The 16,401-nt window shown below is 35.9% G+C and carries 15 protein-coding genes; 6 read left to right on the forward strand and 9 right to left on the reverse strand.

Translation table 11 applies throughout. The features are described from left to right. Positions 1-314: 314 nt before the first annotated feature. Complete coding sequence (locus tag EKM00_RS11485) at positions 315-2,576, forward strand: inorganic phosphate transporter (protein WP_126516275.1); 2,262 nt, start codon at positions 315-317, stop codon at positions 2,574-2,576. Between the two features lie 71 nt (positions 2,577-2,647). Here EKM00_RS11485 and EKM00_RS11490 read toward each other — a convergent pair whose 3' ends face one another. The 4 genes from EKM00_RS11490 to EKM00_RS11505 form a co-directional block, all read right to left on the reverse strand. Further along, the gene (locus EKM00_RS11490) at positions 2,648-3,739 is read right to left on the reverse strand and encodes a glycosyltransferase (RefSeq protein WP_126516276.1); all 1,092 of its coding nucleotides are present in this window, start codon (positions 3,737-3,739) and stop codon (positions 2,648-2,650) included. A gap of 94 nt (positions 3,740-3,833) precedes the next feature. Further along, positions 3,834-7,265: a hypothetical protein gene (locus EKM00_RS11495; RefSeq protein ID WP_126516277.1), complete on the reverse strand. Its 3,432-nt coding sequence runs from the start codon at positions 7,263-7,265 to the stop codon at positions 3,834-3,836. 158 nt (positions 7,266-7,423) lie between these two features. After that, entirely contained in the window at positions 7,424-8,680 is a 1,257-nt protein-coding gene (locus tag EKM00_RS11500; RefSeq protein ID WP_126455513.1) for an aspartate kinase, read from the reverse strand. Positions 8,681-8,706: 26 nt separating this feature from the next. After that, on the reverse strand, positions 8,707-9,213 hold the full coding sequence (locus tag EKM00_RS11505) for a GNAT family N-acetyltransferase (RefSeq protein ID WP_126455514.1): 507 nt from the start codon (positions 9,211-9,213) through the stop codon (positions 8,707-8,709). A gap of 260 nt (positions 9,214-9,473) precedes the next feature. Here EKM00_RS11505 and fbp point away from each other — a divergent pair, with 260 nt between their 5' ends. Continuing rightward, positions 9,474-10,493 (forward strand): class 1 fructose-bisphosphatase, encoded by a 1,020-nt coding sequence (gene fbp / locus EKM00_RS11510; RefSeq protein WP_126455516.1) that lies wholly within the window; start codon positions 9,474-9,476, stop codon positions 10,491-10,493. A 47-nt stretch (positions 10,494-10,540) separates the two neighbouring features. Here fbp and EKM00_RS11515 read toward each other — a convergent pair whose 3' ends face one another. After that, complete coding sequence (locus tag EKM00_RS11515) at positions 10,541-10,972, reverse strand: TerB family tellurite resistance protein (protein WP_126455518.1); 432 nt, start codon at positions 10,970-10,972, stop codon at positions 10,541-10,543. Positions 10,973-11,152: 180 nt separating this feature from the next. On the opposite strand from EKM00_RS11515, the gene EKM00_RS11520 reads away from it, so the two are divergent. The 4 genes from EKM00_RS11520 to EKM00_RS11535 all read left to right on the forward strand — a co-directional run bounded on the left by EKM00_RS11520 (position 11,153) and on the right by EKM00_RS11535 (position 14,020). Then, positions 11,153-11,746, forward strand: coding sequence for a HupE/UreJ family protein (locus tag EKM00_RS11520; protein ID WP_126516278.1), 594 nt, complete (start codon positions 11,153-11,155; stop codon positions 11,744-11,746). 1 nt (position 11,747) lies between these two features. Further along, a complete protein-coding gene (locus tag EKM00_RS11525; protein WP_126457584.1) occupies positions 11,748-12,179 on the forward strand; it encodes a deoxycytidylate deaminase in 432 nt (143 codons plus the stop codon). 69 nt (positions 12,180-12,248) lie between these two features. Next, positions 12,249-13,820 (forward strand): S41 family peptidase, encoded by a 1,572-nt coding sequence (locus EKM00_RS11530; protein ID WP_126516279.1) that lies wholly within the window; start codon positions 12,249-12,251, stop codon positions 13,818-13,820. Positions 13,821-13,840: 20 nt separating this feature from the next. Further along, positions 13,841-14,020 carry a hypothetical protein gene (locus EKM00_RS11535; protein ID WP_126516280.1) on the forward strand — a complete coding sequence of 60 codons (180 nt, stop codon included), beginning with the start codon at positions 13,841-13,843 and terminating at the stop codon, positions 14,018-14,020. Positions 14,021-14,064: 44 nt separating this feature from the next. On the opposite strand, the gene EKM00_RS11540 is transcribed toward EKM00_RS11535, so the two are convergent. The 4 genes from EKM00_RS11540 to EKM00_RS11555 form a co-directional block, all read right to left on the reverse strand. Then, on the reverse strand, positions 14,065-14,814 hold the full coding sequence (locus tag EKM00_RS11540) for a lysophospholipid acyltransferase family protein (RefSeq protein ID WP_126516281.1): 750 nt from the start codon (positions 14,812-14,814) through the stop codon (positions 14,065-14,067). Between the two features lie 67 nt (positions 14,815-14,881). Further along, complete coding sequence (locus tag EKM00_RS11545; protein WP_126516317.1) at positions 14,882-15,487, reverse strand: FAD-dependent oxidoreductase; 606 nt, start codon at positions 15,485-15,487, stop codon at positions 14,882-14,884. Between the two features lie 5 nt (positions 15,488-15,492). Then, the gene (locus tag EKM00_RS11550; RefSeq protein WP_126456406.1) at positions 15,493-15,693 is read right to left on the reverse strand and encodes a hypothetical protein; all 201 of its coding nucleotides are present in this window, start codon (positions 15,691-15,693) and stop codon (positions 15,493-15,495) included. Between the two features lie 127 nt (positions 15,694-15,820). Then, positions 15,821-16,396, reverse strand: coding sequence for a MarC family protein (locus EKM00_RS11555; RefSeq protein WP_126456404.1), 576 nt, complete (start codon positions 16,394-16,396; stop codon positions 15,821-15,823). Positions 16,397-16,401: the final 5 nt, after the last annotated feature.

The raw sequence follows: 16,401 nt of genomic DNA on the forward strand, positions 1-16,401 counted from the left end.
TATACCTTATAAGCATAATTATTTTAGGATCAGTCACTTGTGTTGTTAGTGCTATTAAGTTGATGTCAAAATAATAATTTAGTAACGACAGTCTTACTTTTGAGGGTCATATTTGCAGTAGACTCCAGAAGTTTGTTGGGGTAAATTTATAATGACGTCCAATTGTAACCGCACCATCACGACGCTTTTTTGAACTGTAAAGCAACACTCAGGCATAAATCATCATGAGGTTGTCGTGCAATGAGACAGTTGTTTCGAAGGCCAACTAATTCCATCAGAGCAAACAAAATTTCACCTTTCACTTTAATACAGATATGGAACAAATATATATAGTAATGCTTGTGGTTTTAGGCATTTTGGCGATAATTGATCTAGTTGTCGGGGTTAGTAATGACGCAGTAAATTTCTTGAATTCGGCAATTGGTTCTAAAGCAGTGTCGTTTCGTACTATTATGATTGTGGCCAGTTTGGGTATTTTAGTAGGAGCGCTATTTTCCAGTGGTATGATGGAAATTGCCCGAAGTGGTATTTTTGTTCCCGCCATGTTTAGTTTTAATGATGTAATGATTATTTTCTTGGCCGTAATGATCTCAGATATTATATTATTAGATGTTTTTAACTCAATAGGATTACCAACTTCGACAACAGTATCCATTATTTTTGAACTTTTAGGGGCAGCGCTCTGCTTGGCAGTCTATAAAATTTATGTTTTGGACGATAGTTTTGATACTTTAAGTGATTATATCAACACTGAAAAAGCATCACAAATTGTTTTCAGTATTCTACTGTCTGTCATTCTTTCTTTCACTCTTGGAAGTTTTGTGCAATATGTTTCTCGATTAATTTTTACTTTTCAATATGAAAAAAGAGTCAAATATATAGGTGCAATTTTTGGAGGATTAGCCATTACTGCGATTACTTTTTTTATCCTGATAAAAGGATTGAAAGGAGTTTCTTTTATCGATCAAGCTACTCATGTCTGGATAAAAAGTAATCAATTACTGATAATAGGAGTAAATTTTGTTTTTTTCACACTGCTTTCTCAAGTGTTGATGACTTTCTTCAAAATAAATATTCTCCGCGTAATCATCATAGTGGGGACTTTTGCTTTGGCTTTAGCTTTTGCCGGGAATGATTTGGTTAACTTTATCGGGGTTCCCATTGCAGCCTATAACTCCTATGAAATTTTCAATGGTAGTGGAATTTCTGGAGATCAATTTATGATGGGTGCTTTGGCTAATGATACTATTGTGGCGCCATTTTATTTTTTAGTTTTTGCAGGAGTGGTTATGGTTATAACACTTTGGACTTCAAAAAAAGCCAAAACTGTCATCGAGACCGGACTTAATTTATCCAGACAAGGTGACGGTGTAGAGCGTTTTTCACCCAATATGTTATCCAGATACATTGTGCGATTTGGCGTTTTTATCGGACTGGGTATTAATTATTTTTTGCCAAAATCAATTCAAATTAAAATTGATAAGCAATTTGAGAAACCGGAAGTCAAAGGAAAAAAACGAAAAGACGAACCTGCTTTTGATATGGTTCGTGCTGCTGTAAATTTAATGGTAGCCAGTATTTTGATATCGATAGGGACTTCTTTAAAGTTGCCACTTTCTACAACTTATGTTACTTTTATGGTGGCCATGGGTACTTCATTTGCAGATCGCGCTTGGGATCGCGAAAGCGCAGTGTATCGTATTGCAGGGGTTTTTAATGTGATTGGAGGATGGTTTGTAACAGCAATTGTCGCATTTGTTTCGGCCTTTATCTTTGCGTATTTCCTCAAAGTAGGTCAAGTATATGCTTTCATCGGATTGCTGGTTGGATTAGGAATTCTTTTGTATCGAAGTTCAAGAAAGCATACTAAAACCATTAAAGCCCAGCAAGAATTATTGCTCTTGAAAAGAGAAGATATTGTTACCATAAATGAAGTTATTAGGGAGTGTACCATTCAGATTTCCAGAGTAATCAGTGGTTCAAACACGATTTATCGAGAGGTTATCGAAAATCTTAGCCTTCAGGATCTAGGGAAGTTAAAGGAGAATAAAAAAGACCTCAAAAAACTCGAAAAAGAAGTCGATGAATTAAAGAGTAATGTATATTATTTTATAAAGAATCTGGATGAAACTTCGGCCGAGGGCAGTATGTTTTATGTCATGATTTTGGGTTATCTCCAAGACATGATTCAGTCTCTTGGATTCATCTCACAAAACAGCTATGCACATATCAATAACAATCACAAACAATTGAAATTCAATCAAATTAGGGATTTGAAAAGCTTAGACAATAAGCTTGAAAAATTATTTGAAGATATTATTGTTATTTTTCAAGAAGGTTCGTTTGACAAAATTGATGTTATTTTAGAAACCAAAATTGAGATTTACGATCAAGTATCTAAATTAATTAAAAAACAAATTGAAAGAATTAGAACGGTAGAAACTAGTCCTAAAAACAGCAAGTTGTATTTCGCGTTACTTTTAGAAACTAATGATTTGATAAAAGCAACGATGCACTTACTCGAATTATTTAAAGAATTCAATAGCCAGGCTAATTTAAAAGGTACAAATCTGTAATTCAGTAGTGCTTCTTTTTTTTATAACCATTCAAAACTAATCTTAAGAAATCCATTTGAGAGAATGGGTTTTTAGGGGTTAAGGATACTTATTTTTGTGTTTTGGAAAATATCAAAAAGCGATTTCCAGTCGATATTGCAATGCAAGGTTTGTAAACCACGGTAGGATGCGACTTCACTAAGATTTTCAATTTTGAAATCGTCTTGATTTGCATAGGGAACTAATCCTTCTTTTTTTAGCTTTCGGGCTAAATATTCCTGTTCGTATTGGCCCGGAGTTGGAATAAAAAAAGCCTTTTTACGGAGTTGGGCTAGATCCATAATTGTGGTGTATCCGGAACGGCACAGCACCATTTCACTTTCGTTAAAAGCCTGCTCTAATTGGGAAGAATTCATGTAATTATAATAGGTAACAGGATTGATTTGAGTTACTATTTGTTCGGTTTCAATCTTTCCTTCAATAAACACGACATTCCCGCGGTACCTTGCGATTTCTTTTTTCAGGTAATCCTCCAGCAAGCCGCGCTGAGGTTCTGGTCCGGAAAGAATAATCATTAAATCATATTTTTTTGGGACCAATTTTTTTTGCAATCGACTCAAAGGACCAATGTATCTAATTTTAAGATTTGGATCGTCAACATGTCCCATTTTTCCGGTTAGATTAATTGATCCGGCAAGATCTGGAACCCAACATTCCGTATATTTTTTTATAATATGTTGGTGGATCTTACTGGTAATCCAAGTGGTATTGCCAGTCATTACATTCAATTGATGGGTAATAAACACCGAAGGAATTTTTTTGCTGAACACACCCAGTCTGTTGTCGGATATAATCCCGTCTATCCTATATTTTGAGATCCATTTTTTAATTATTTTTTTTTCTTCCCAGATTGCTTCAAGCATTTTTGGGCTATTTTTTAATAATTTCCATTTAAAGTGAGCTCCATTTTTTGCATATTCTATCTGGTAGGATGGCAGTTCCAGCGTTTGTAAAGTAGGGAATTCCTTTTTTAGCAAAGCCAATGCAATTCCATCAGAAGCAATTATAGGAATGTAGTTGTTCTCTAATAAGGCCTTAATGATTGGAATACAACGTGTAGCATGGCCTAAGCCCCAGTTTAATGGCGCAATCAAAATAGTTTGTTGGTTGGCATTCAAATCCATGTGGCTCTGTAGTTTAGTGGTTTAAATTTGAAAGATAGACAATGAACGTGTATTTAATATTGCGAGGGCATTACCAAACTATTAAATTGTGGTATTAAAAATAGGCTCTCAATTGAATATTTCCAGTATGTATGGCCTGGGTTGTTTCACTTTTCCGACCCTGATAATTAAAATTAACATCTAAAAACTGGGTGATATTTTTTTGTAAAAGAAGCCTCCAAGTGATGTTTTGTCCGGTTTGTAGCCCTTCCAGCATTTGAAATCCAACCGAAGAGAATTCATTTCCTTCGAATTTATTTTGGTAAAAAGAGACTTCGCCGTTCATCGTGAATTTTTTTGTGCCTGCATACGAAAAGGCAGTTCCAAAACGGTTTTGCAGCAGCGTTTCTGAAACCCCAATTTGGTTTTTTTTATTCTGTAATTCATAAAAGAGGTCCCAGCTCGTGCTTTTAGAAAACAGATAACTGATTTTAGGAGCTAATTGATAACCGTTTATAGCATAGTTTTTCTCCGGGAAATTTTCTGATTCAATGGTTGTTTGTATCGTTTTGGCAAAAAAACCAAGTAGCCAGCTTTTCTGGTACAAATGATTGTACTGCAATTGATGCGAATTGTTGGTAGCCTCTTGAGAGCCTATAGACAACAAGTTTTTAGTTTTATTTTGCAGATATGAATACGTGGCGGAGTGGTTTTGTTTTCCTCTATTGTAAAACAAACTGTTCCTTAAACTCGAGTTTAATCCCAACACATTTTCAGTAGAACTGCTGAACGGATTTAATTCGAAATTATCACCCTCACTTCTAGTTTTTCGGTCGATGATGAAAGCAGTTTGATTGTAGAAATACGAAAGTATTTTCTTAAAACCTTTTTCGTTCTGCCATTGATTGGGATTCAGGGTCACAGATTGCGAGAATTTGTTTTGATGTGTTTTTATGTAAACCCTGTTGGGAAGAAAGATGCGGATGAATTTTGCCTGGTCAATAAACGTGGCGACTTCAAACTCCTGTAATTCCTGAATTCCATTGCCGTTATAGTCGTTCCAGGTGTAAATTCCCTGGCCCGCAGGAACTTCCAGATACGTGAATTCCTGTTGGGGAATGGTCCCGGAATTCGTTTCATAAACCGTTGTGCTTTGTATCAATTGATTGAAAAAACGATCCGTATAAATTATTCTGGAATTTAACGTAGGTTCTCTTTTTCTTGTTGCATCCACAAAATCCAAGATTCTGTAATTAGCATATAGGGATAAATCGCTTTTATTAGTTTGAATCAATTTTGATTTCAAAAGGAAAGTCTGAGACGAATTGACCCTTTGGATCAGTCCATTTTGTAAACTGTCATTGGATCTTCTTAGGTATCCCAATTCTACAAAAACTTTGGTGCTGTCTCCGCGACCGGTAAAAAATCCGTACTCTGTAAATTTTTGACTCAAAGCCGAAAATTCATTTGAAATTTTATTTTTCTCCTGATTGTCCTCTAAGCGCAAGCGAGAGCCAATCCAGTTTTTGTCAAAATGAAAACGGATTTGGGATTGGTTTCTTAAAAATTCAGAGGATGAAATCGTTCCGTCACTTTTTAGGGAACTGCCTTGATTTTGAAAAGTCCAGTTTTTTATTTGAAACAAGCCATTTAAAACATGTCGATTTCCCGAAAAATTTCCCGAAAAATCCAGTTTTTCAAACTGATACATCAATAGTCCTTTGTTTGTTGAGTTGGGTTTAGGGTTTAAATCCAATTGCAGTCCGGAAATTAACAAGCTTTGATTTCCTATAGCCGCAGTTCCTAAGTTCCAATCCCGGTCAAATTCGATGTTGTACAGCCGTTCTACAGCCCTGAAATTTCGCTGAATAAATTGATAATTCGCAAAAGCATCTACGTGCCATTTTTTTGAAAAAAGCCGTTGCTTGGCATTGATTTTTGCAGCCAGGCCCTGATTGTTTGCATCGTCAACGGGCGAAAATAAATTGCTGTCGTTATTGCTGAGACCAATTTCAAAATCGAGAACTGTTTTCTCAGTGGGATTGTATTTTCCTAAAAAGGTAGTCACTTGGATTTTTGTAGGAGCAATCAATTGTATGATGGGTGCATAATTTCCTTGCGGAACGCCGTTAATGGGAGCTATATACTCATAAACCCGGGTGATCGTGGCTGAATTTGTCAAAATATAATTTCCATTATTCAGTCCTACTAAAGTAAATCGTACATTGAATAATTCCTGCTGTGCTTCATTTGAGTACTCAAAAATTTCCACAGCATTGAGGATTGTTTTTCGGTACAGCACCTTGTTTTCAGAATAGGAATCTGCAAATGCTGACGGGGCAACCATTAAATCAGGATTATCTCCCGCATTAACTAATATCTGGGCTTGTTCTTGGGATAAATTTTGTTGTAAAGGTTGGTTTTTGAGGTCGTTTTCCGAATATAAATAGCCTCCAAAACTCCAGTTTTTATTCTCGTGTGTGGCGCCTGCATAGGTTATAAATCGAGTGTAATTTCGATCTGAATATTGGTATTCTATGGCAATTCGCATTTCGGAGGTAATCGTGAAAAGCGGGGTAAACACGATTTCACCCGCATTATAATCAATCGTGTAATCATTGTTTTCGCCTCGTTTTAATAAAACACCATTTACATACACCCGCTCTGAACCTGAAATAACGAGTACATACAACTCTCCATTTTGCCCTTTTAATTTATAGGGACCCTGATTGCCTTCTTGGCCCACGATATCGCTTTTTGCATATTGTCCTCGGACCAGCGCTGCTGAGGCAAATACATTTGTTTTGTTTTCTTCGGTTCCAAAGGTGAAGGTGGTGGCGAGTCCCTGCACTTTTTTATTGAAATTCAGGAATTGGGATTTCTTGTTCTCCAGAAAAATATCACCCGCTCGAATATTCCAATCGGCACTGAATAATTCCATGAATACATTATCGAACTGGTCTAATTTTTGGGAATAACCGCCATCCTGCAGCGGAATGTTACTGTCTTGAATGGAGGCTCTTAAGCTTACTTTTTCAGAGATTTTTCCTGTGATTTGTAAGTCTAAATTGGAATTCAAAACGGCATTTTGATTGTTTCCTATGGTAATGCCACGGGTAATACTTCCGGATGTGTTCAAGCCGTCAAAAGGTACATTTTTATTTGGTTTTTTATTTTTTAGGGTATATAAATCACCTGATCCGGCTTCGTTGCTTACTACTTTGGCAGAATCATAAATGCGGTATTCTTTAGTAAGGATCTCCGGAAATTTCAAATAGTGTACCGTTATTGAATCGTTGTATTGGGCGCTGTTTTCTTTTAAAAGTAAAGTCCCTTCGCTGAAATTTACCGTATAAAAAGTGATTTCGATGGGTTTGCCATTGGCGTCAAGCAATTTGAAAAAACTGGAATTAATGCTTTCTTTTTCAAGATGAATGGTGTCGCGGGAAAAAGGGATTTTTTTGGTTTTGTACAACGAATTTATTTCCTGTGCGTGGAGCCCAGAAATACAGCTTATTACAGTCCAAAAAAGTAATTTTTTCAACATAAATACTATAACTCGAAAGTGTCAAAAGTAGTATTTATAATTTGATAATTATAAAAGGTTTCGAATTTAGCGTTTGGGTTTTAAAGTATTAAAGGAATGGAGATCAGAATTTGATTCTGATCTCCATTTATACTTTGGGTTGCGCATGTTTTTTAGGGTTACACTTCCTTTGTGATCACTTGTATGGTTTCCCGACTGACTTGTTTCAACAATACAACTTTGTTTTTTTCAACGGTTTCGGCTGCTGTTTCGTTAAAATGTCGGATGGTGTATAAGGTGACATTTTCATTAAACTCTACTTTAAACTTTTTAGACAAGATAGCATTCAGGGCTTTGAAATTTTCAAATTTATCTTCTACACATACGGAGAAACTAATTGCTGAATTCTGAATCAAGTTCACTTTTATTTTGAATTGATGGAATAATGCAAAAATTTCGCTGATGTTTTCTTCCATGATAAAAGAGAAATCGATAGAGGAAAGCGAAATCAAAAGCTGGTTTCTTTTGACGATGAAACACGGTAAATAAGGTTCTAAGTCGACTCCTTTGGAAACGCTCGTTCCTTTTAGTAACGGATTTATAAAGGATTTTACATACAACGGAATTTCCTTTTTTTGCAAGGGTTGTAGTGTTTTTGGGTGAATAACCGTTGCTCCATAAAAAGCGAGTTCTATGGCTTCACGGTACGAAATCTGATTCAATAAACTCGCGTTTTCAAAATATCGTGGATCGGCATTCATTACTCCGGGAACATCTTTCCAGATGGTCACGCTTTCGGCATTTAAGCAATACGCAAAAATTGCAGCCGTATAATCAGATCCTTCTCGGCCTAAAGTGGTGGTAAAGTTATTTTCGTCAGAACCTAAGAATCCTTGTGTAATGTTTAGTGTTTTACGTTTTACGTTTTTGGCAATGTTCTTCTGTGTCAATTCCCAATCTACTTCCGCATCCCTGTATGTAGCATCAGTTTTTATGAAATTCCGAACATCCAGCCATTGTGTTTTTATGCCCATGAAATTCATGAAATGACTTAGGATTGTGGTCGAAATTAATTCGCCATAACTGACAATTTGATCATAGACAAAATTATAGTTGGGCGATTTATTGTGAGTCAGGAAATATTCTAAATCTGAAAATTGAGTGTTGACAGCTTTGAAAACTTCGTTTTTCTCGTCCTCAAATAAATCTATCAAAATTTGATTGTGGTATTTTTTTACTTCTTGAACAGATGAATTTAATTCAGCGGATTTATCGAAATAATTTTTTATGACAACCTCGAGCGCGTTTGTGGTTTTTCCCATTGCAGAAACAACCAACAATACGTCTTCATAACCCACTTTTTGTAAAACGTCGTACACGTTTTTAATTCCTGCAGCATCTTTTACAGAAGCTCCTCCAAATTTGAATACTCTCATATTTTAAACAAAAATTGTTCTTTATTTTATTTCAATTTATTCTCCACAAAATTGGTGATTCCCAATTCGTCCATTTGTACTACATACCAGTCACGAAGCACTTTTGCGCCTGATTTTTCATAAAATTCTATTGCCGGAGTATTCCAGTCCAATACATTCCATTCTACTCTTCGAACCTGATCTTTTTTACCCTGTTTTATAATTTCAGAATATAAAGCATATCCTAATCCGGTTCCACGCATTGTCTCTTTTACCACTAAATCTTCTAGGTGAATTGTTTTTCCTTTCCAAGTAGAAAATCGGTAGTAGTACAAGGCGATACCTACAATTTGCTTTGCCTGTTCACTATTGCTCGGGTCCGCTTGAACCTCGGCAACAAAAACATGAAATAGTGGCACTGGGCCAAAACCATCTCGAATTAAATCGGCGACAGTTACAAGGACGGCATCGGGTTCTTTCTCAAATGTTGCTAATTCTTTGATGAGCCCTAAAACAGCTTCCATATCTTCAGGATTTCCTTTTCTGATCGTCATGTGCGGGATGTATTTGTGTTTTTTTGTTTGAATAAGAAATGTACATTTTTCATTGGCGATTGGATCAATCTCCAAATTGGCTCATTTCATAATTTTTTATTTTAATGCTTCAAAATCGCAATAAAATTAGATTTTTACGTATTAATTTTATGTTTTAATCAGCAAATATACAATACGGTTAAACTAAGTAACTATTTTTCAAATCAATTTCACAAAAAAAACGATATTTGTGACTTCAAAACAACTACAACGATTTCTTAATGGAAGCACGCAACAAAACACTTGGAGAATTTATCATTGAAAACCAGAATGCTTTTCAATATTCGTCCGGCGAATTATCTCGAATTATCAATTCTATCCGATTGGCTGCCAAGGTAGTCAATTATAAAGTAAACAAAGCTGGACTGGTGGATATTGTGGGTGCTGCCGGAGAGCAAAACATACAGGGGGAAGACCAGCAAAAATTGGATGTATATGCAAATGAAGTTTTTATTCAAACATTAATTAATCGCGAGATCGTATGCGGAATCGCTTCTGAAGAAAATGATGATTTCATTACTGTGGAAGGAAGTGACAACAGCCACAATAATAAATATGTAGTATTGATGGATCCCCTTGACGGCTCGTCTAATATTGATGTTAATGTTTCTGTAGGGACAATATTTTCGGTTTACAGGAGAATTACCCCGATAGGGACTCCAGTTACGTTGGAAGATTTTTTACAGCCGGGAATCAATCAGGTTGCTGCAGGCTATGTAATTTACGGGACTTCGACAATGTTAGTTTATACAACTGGACATGGTGTGAATGGATTTACGTTGAATCCTGCTATAGGTACTTTTTACTTGTCTCATCCAAAAATGAAATTCCCAACCGATGGTCATATTTATTCCATCAATGAAGGTAATTATGTCCATTTTCCGCAAGGAGTAAAGGATTATATCAAATATTGTCAGCTGGAAGAAGGAGACAGGCCTTACACTTCTCGATACATCGGAAGTTTAGTTTCTGATTTTCATCGCAATATGATTAAAGGAGGGATTTATTTATATCCTACAAGTTCAAAAGCATCCAAAGGGAAATTACGATTGTTGTATGAATGCAACCCATTAGCTTTTATCGCAGAACAGGCGGGAGGAAAAGCATCGGATGGATTTGATCGTGTGATGGAAATTGAACCAACTGAACTGCATCAGCGCGTTCCTTTTTTCTGTGGAAGTTACAATATGGTTGAAAAATCGGAAGAATTTATGCTTAAAGCAAAACTAAGCAAGTACTAAAAACAAAAAAGCTTCCGTCTTGGCGGAAGCTTTTTTATAGGTATAATCTACGTATTGATGTTTTGTATTTCAGTAATAAACGCATCCAAATCTACTTCTCTCTCTACAAGCAGAAGAGCATTTTCTACAATTTGATTTATTTTTTCAGGGTCAAATCCTAATCCAATGCCAATTTTTCGTAACATCAGCTCTTGTTTGTCTCCTAAATGGTGGTCAACATGAACGATTCTAGCTAGATCATATAGTCGCTCTATCCTTTGTTCATATAAATAAGGAGGATTGATAGGGTATTTTAGCGGATCCTGTAAAATTTCTTCATATTCTGCTGGAGAAATTTCTAATCGAACGGCTAATTTATCGACAAATGCTTTTTCTTCTGGAGAAATCTTCTCGTCAGTTAGTGCTACACGGACAATAGATGAAAAATGACCTCTATTTCTTTGTTTGAATTCGCTATCAAATAAATCTGAAAATGACATAATTATGGTTTTTGTATCGTACAAAGATATATCTATTTTTAAATTATTAATTTTTATTTTTTCTATATTTTTTCTTTGAACATACCCGCTTTTGATTTGTATTTATTTGAATATTCAATTGGATCATTTTCAAAATTAATCGTAAGTTTACAGCCCCTTTATCAACTTAATACTTTGCTGATGTCAGAATTTTGGGTTTACTTTCAAATAGGATTAAAACACGTTTTAGATATCCATGCGTATGATCATGTTTTATTTTTAATCACCTTAGCTGTACCATTCTCTTTTAAGGATTGGAAACGAGTTGTGCTTCTGGCGACCCTTTTTACCATAGGGCACACCATGGCTTTACTGCTTTCCGTTTTTGGAATAGTTGCGATTAAAGTGAATGTGGTCGAATTATTAATTCCAATAACAATTTTGGTAACCGCATTGTTTAATCTTTTTGCAGCAGGAAAATCGAGCAAGAAAGAAAGCCTCAATTCGGTGTTTTTTATCACGCTTTTCTTTGGGATAATTCATGGGTTGGGTTTTTCAAATTATTTCAAATCGATTCTTGGAGGAAATGCTATGTCTAAAGTCTTGCCACTGTCAGAATTTGCACTAGGTATAGAAGCCGCCCAGATTGTAGTGGTTTTTATGGTTTTGATTTTAGCCTACATTGTTCAGACTGTTTTTAGATTTTCAAAACGCGACTGGACATTAGTAATGTCAGCGTTTATAATAGGAGTAGTGATACCAATGATTGTGGAAAGTGAAATCTGGATAAGATAAAATGAACGAAAAAAAATTAAATAAATACGACAAAGCATACCTCAGAATTGCCAAAGAATGGAGCTTGCTGTCCTATTGTAAACGAAAACAAGTTGGTGCAATTATTGTGCGTGACAGAATGATAATCTCAGATGGGTATAACGGAACGCCCTCGGGTTTTGAAAACTGTTGTGAAGATGAGCAAGGATTAACCCGCTGGGATGTTTTACATGCTGAGGCAAATGCGATCCTCAAGGTAGCACGATCAACACAATCCTGCGAAGGAGCCACCCTGTATATCACACTTTCACCTTGTAAAGAGTGCAGTAAATTGATTCACCAGTCGGGAATAAAAAGAGTGGTCTATCACAATGGCTATCGGGATGATTCCGGCATTCAGTTTTTGATAAAAGCCGGAGTAGAGGTGGAGCATATTCCAGTTTTGGAGGAATAAAAGAACGCGCAATAAATTCAAAACGATGATGCACGTCAGGTTATATTAATTTTTTAATGATAACTTTATATGAAATTTAATACAAAATATTTACCACTACTCCTTTTCTCAACACTTGTTTTTGGAGTTGTGTTGGGGGGAATGTTGCATTTTCCCGGTAGAGCTGATTTCACAGCTAAAAATAATTCTAAAACCAAGCTGAATACACTCATTGATTTTATTGATGCTGAATACGTTGATGCGGTTGATACGGATTCTATTGTAAATCTCACCGTTGATAATATTCTTGCGCAACTTGATCCGCATTCCGTATATATTCCCGCTAGTGAGCAGCAACAAGTAATGGAAAGCATGAAGGGTAATTTTGTGGGAATAGGAGTGAGTTTTTATATGTATAAAGATTCTGTAGCGGTCATAAAACCTGTAGAGAACGGCCCTTCGGCAAAGGCAGGAATAAAAGCAGGCGACCGGATCCTATATGCTGATAAAACTAAATTGTTTGGGCGTAAGTTGCCCACAGACAGTTTGTTTTCTAAATTAAAAGGGGCAGTAGGTTCTAATATTGAGCTTACAATATACAGAAAATCAGAACGTAAAAAACTCAAGCTAAAACTAAAACGCGATGTTATTCCCTTAAAAAGTGTTGATGCCGCTTTGCTCCTGAGTAATACGACAGGATACATAAAAATAAATCGTTTTGCCGAAACTACTTACAAGGAGTTTATGCAAAATTTGTCTGCACTTAAGCAACGAGGTGCAAAGTCACTTATTATTGATGTTCGAGATAACGGTGGCGGTTATATGGAAGAAGCAATTGCTATCGCGGATGAATTGTTGCCAAACAAACAACTGATTGTTTTTACCAAAAACAAAAAAGGTACTATAGACAAGACATTTGCAACCCAAAAAGGCAGTTTTGAAAAAGGAAATGTTTTTATTCTAATTAATGAAAACAGCGCTTCAGCAAGTGAAATTCTTGCAGGAGCCGTTCAGGATAATGATAGGGGGACTATTGTAGGCCGCCGTTCTTTTGGAAAGGGATTGGTGCAACGAGAAATGGATTTTGCTGACGGTTCAGCAGTTCGCTTGACTGTTGCCAGATATTATACGCCAACAGGCCGGTCGATTCAAAAACCCTATTCAAAAGGGAATGAAGCGTATTTTAAAGAATCAGAAACGCGTTTTGAAAATGGGGAACTATATCAAAAAGACAGTATAAAAGTTTCAGACACCTTGCAATTCAAAACTAAAAAAGGTAAAATTGTATATGGCGGTGGCGGTATTGTTCCTGATGTTTTTGTACCGCTTGAGGTGGAACATGGAAATGAAAGTACCGCTTATTTATTGCAATCGGGAATCGTAGGGAATTTTGTTTTCGAACAATTGGATAAAAATCGGAGCGCCTTTAAAGGACTCACTTTTGCTCAGTTCCAATCTAAAATGAATCAAACAGAGGCATATTTCAATTCATTTCAGAAATTTATTTTTGGCAACAGATTGGATTTGAAATTTGGAAAAAGCAAATCATTGGTAAAACGATACCTGGCTGCTGAATTTGCTCGGCAATTGTATGGGGAACGGTCTTATTATGAGATTATATTGAAAGAGGATGCCATGATTAAGGCAATTTTGAAAAAATAATAATCACTATATTTCACAGTATGGAAAGTAAGTTTTCTGGAATGACAGTTAATGAGCGTTTGTATGTTGGAGGTCTTATAAATGACTTTGATAATGCTCTGGAACAAAAAAATGTAGAAGGAATTAAAACTGTTTTAAAGAAAGTGGCACTAAATGAAGCTATTGTTGAGATGCTTATCAGCTTAGGAATTGATGCTTAATTAGAAAATTTCACTCTTGATTTTGTTTGTCCTTAAAAGGAAAATTAATTTTGATTGTCCCAATCTTTTCTATATCGAATGAGTTCGTTATCTATCATTTTCTTTGACGTACTTAATAAACAGGCTGCATCTTCAGAATAAATAGGCGGAAAATAAGTTATTTTAATTTCAGTGGTCCGTTTTCCAAAGCATTTTAAAAAATGAGGAATGAAAGTGTCGTCACCAATAAAAGCGTCTGTTTTTTCTTTATAATCTATTGCAATAGGAATTACGGCGGCTTTAATCTTAGTAGCCATTACAAAAGAGCCGTAATTGAAATCAAGAGTTGTTGGCAAATCCGCTGTTGTTCCCTCTGGAAAATTAATGATCGAATATCCTTTGGCAAGAACTTCTCGGATATTTTCGGCGGTTTCTTGTCGGCTTTTTGGACACTTTCTATCTACAAATAAAACGCCGGATATTTTGCAGATGTAGCCAATCATAGGCCATGAGGCAACTTCTTTTTTCCCTACCGGAAAAGCATGTATTTGATTTACGATAACAATTGGGTCAAAATAAGAACGGTGATTGGCTACGATTAGTCCTTGAACTTTCGGCTTGTCGCCATAGATGATAGTGCGTATGCCTAAAAGAGTGTTTGAGGTGCGAATTATAAAATCCCGCAGTACAAGAGCTTTTTTGGCGTTAATTTCGTTGCTTCTAAAAAAAGACGAAAGATAAAACACAATCGAAAAAAAAGAAACAAATCCGATAAAAATCAGGAGTCTTGCTAGTCCCAAAAAAAATGATCCCATAAAACAGTGAATTGAAGGTGTAAACCTAACACTATTTTTTGAGAGATTTTCCAGAATGAAATTCTATTTATCTAATGCTATCGTGAGCATGAGTCTGAATTCCGCCATTCCATAAAGTTAGAATATCTGTTGCTACAGAGGCGCCGCTGCCTGCAGCAATAGCCAGTTGGCTTCTCCATCCGGCTAAAGTGCCAATCACGTAAATGCCTTCCTTCACTTTGTGATCACTGCTTTTGAGTTGGATTCGTTGTTTTTCGGGAAGGGATTTTTGATGTGGTTCGACAAATTGCATTAAACCTTCAATAGCAAAAGTATTTGCAGATCCGACACCTACAACAACTATGCGGGCCTTGTACGTTTTTTTATTTGTAGTGACAGCAAACTCAGGAGCGGCGTCCTCAATTTTTAGTACTTTTTCGTTGGGAATTTGTGTAATGTGCGGATATTTTTCTAAAAGATGTCCTGTACTTTCTTTCAATAAATCAGTGCCTAATGTGCCTGCAGGGATTCCGTAGACATTATTGAATAGCGCTTCCTTAAGGGCTGAGGTTTTTTGATGGGTAAATACCCCGATTTTTTTATTAGACACAAAGGGTTTATTGTTTGCAGAACCCAAAATTAGAGCGCATGACATGCTAGATACGCCACCGCCAAGGATAAGTACATCAAAGATCAAGGCTATTTTTCGTTTGTTTTTTCTTCTATTTTCTTTGACATTCTGAATATTAGAAGAATCAATACAGCACAAAAAGAGGCTGCCATTCCGATAAATGCAACTACGCTATCTCCTTGAAATGGATTTTTGAAATCCAGTAAAGTAACATTAAATAGGATTAGCGCTATTGCTAAAAATACCAAGATGTTAGTGAAAATTTTCATAAAATGTTTTTGTTTTTGGTAAAAAATGCAGATGTTAGGGGGTGTTTTTTATTTAGAATAAAATGTTCCAAAAAAATCAAATTTTTTATTTTACTATAAATTTATAGCAAATTTAAGAAATTATATTTTAGAGAAACAAACCTTTAACATTCGCAGCGAATAATTTAACAGCAATAGCCAAAAGTACTACGCCAAAAGTCTTTCTGATTACACCAAGTCCGTTTTCGCCTAATAATTTTTCTATTTTTGAGGATGATTTTAAAACGATATAGACCAAAATAATATTTAATAAAATGGCAATTACAATATTTATGGTATAAAATTGGGAGCGTAAAGAAAGTAAGGTGGTCATTGTTCCGGCGCCGGCAATCAAAGGGAAGGCAAGGGGAACAATAGAGGCAGAACTGGCTTCTTCGTCTCGGTAAATCCGAATTCCTAAAATCATCTCTAATGCCAAGAAAAACAATACAAAAGATCCTGCAACAGCAAAAGAATTGACATCAATTCCAATTAGTTTTAAGAGTTCTTCTCCGGCAAAAAGAAAAACAATCATGATGACGGCCGCTACAATGGATGCTTTTTCGGATTCAATATGTCCGTGTTTTGCTCTTAAATCAATGATAATCGGGATGGATCCCACGATGTCAATTACGGCAAAAAGTACCATTCCTACGGTGATTATTTCTCGAATATCGAATTCCATAACAG

Origin of the sequence: Flavobacterium sp. RSP15 (assembly GCF_003968755.1) — a bacterium.
GTDB lineage: Bacteria > Bacteroidota > Bacteroidia > Flavobacteriales > Flavobacteriaceae > Flavobacterium.

Bases quoted from the DNA above. Each gene is read 5' to 3' on its own strand.
- EKM00_RS11485 (WP_126516275.1), top strand. From the start codon at position 315: ATGGAACAAATATATATAGTAATGCTTGTGGTTTTAGGCATTTTGGCG.
- EKM00_RS11490 (WP_126516276.1), bottom strand. From the start codon at position 3,739: ATGGATTTGAATGCCAACCAACAAACTATTTTGATTGCGCCATTAAAC.
- EKM00_RS11495 (WP_126516277.1), bottom strand. From the start codon at position 7,265: ATGTTGAAAAAATTACTTTTTTGGACTGTAATAAGCTGTATTTCTGGG.
- EKM00_RS11500 (WP_126455513.1), bottom strand. From the start codon at position 8,680: ATGAGAGTATTCAAATTTGGAGGAGCTTCTGTAAAAGATGCTGCAGGA.
- EKM00_RS11505 (WP_126455514.1), bottom strand. From the start codon at position 9,213: ATGACGATCAGAAAAGGAAATCCTGAAGATATGGAAGCTGTTTTAGGG.
- fbp (WP_126455516.1), top strand. From the start codon at position 9,474: ATGGAAGCACGCAACAAAACACTTGGAGAATTTATCATTGAAAACCAG.
- EKM00_RS11515 (WP_126455518.1), bottom strand. From the start codon at position 10,972: ATGTCATTTTCAGATTTATTTGATAGCGAATTCAAACAAAGAAATAGA.
- EKM00_RS11520 (WP_126516278.1), top strand. From the start codon at position 11,153: ATGTCAGAATTTTGGGTTTACTTTCAAATAGGATTAAAACACGTTTTA.
- EKM00_RS11525 (WP_126457584.1), top strand. From the start codon at position 11,748: ATGAACGAAAAAAAATTAAATAAATACGACAAAGCATACCTCAGAATT.
- EKM00_RS11530 (WP_126516279.1), top strand. From the start codon at position 12,249: ATGAAATTTAATACAAAATATTTACCACTACTCCTTTTCTCAACACTT.
- EKM00_RS11535 (WP_126516280.1), top strand. From the start codon at position 13,841: ATGGAAAGTAAGTTTTCTGGAATGACAGTTAATGAGCGTTTGTATGTT.
- EKM00_RS11540 (WP_126516281.1), bottom strand. From the start codon at position 14,814: ATGGGATCATTTTTTTTGGGACTAGCAAGACTCCTGATTTTTATCGGA.
- EKM00_RS11550 (WP_126456406.1), bottom strand. From the start codon at position 15,693: ATGAAAATTTTCACTAACATCTTGGTATTTTTAGCAATAGCGCTAATC.
- EKM00_RS11555 (WP_126456404.1), bottom strand. From the start codon at position 16,396: ATGGAATTCGATATTCGAGAAATAATCACCGTAGGAATGGTACTTTTT.